Annotated in this window: 1 protein-coding gene; it reads left to right on the top strand. The window is 65.4% G+C overall.

Annotated features, from left to right (window positions below):
• Nucleotides 1-10 precede the first annotated feature (10 nt).
• A complete protein-coding gene (locus tag J0A65_RS28055) occupies nucleotides 11-130 on the top strand; it encodes a laccase domain-containing protein (protein WP_416135347.1) in 120 nt (39 codons plus the stop codon).
• Nucleotides 131-327 lie beyond the last annotated feature (197 nt).

Here is a 327-nt window from a genome sequence, read left to right on the forward strand (position 1 = left end):
TCTGGCGGCCATCGGCGTCAACGCGGTCTTCGGTGGCGGGCTGTGCACCTACAACGACGCACGTTTCTATTCCTATCGCCGCAGCGTCCGCACCGGGCGTTTCGCCGCGCTGATCTGGCTGCAGCCCTGAGCGCAGGGTGGATCGCGCCTTGTCGGTCCAGCAGAACAGCGTTCGTCCAGTCTCATCCGGAAAAACTGGCAGAGTGGTCTGTGCGGACCGTAGGAGCGGCTTCAGCCGCGCGGCAACGCGCCGGGGGAGCCCCCCCCGAAGGGGTGTGAATAAATGGGGGCGAGTGGATAAGCCACAAAGAACCCCCGGGGGGTTTG

It is taken from the genome of Bowmanella yangjiangensis, from assembly GCF_017255015.1.
Classification (GTDB): domain Bacteria; phylum Pseudomonadota; class Gammaproteobacteria; order Enterobacterales; family Alteromonadaceae; genus Bowmanella; species Bowmanella yangjiangensis.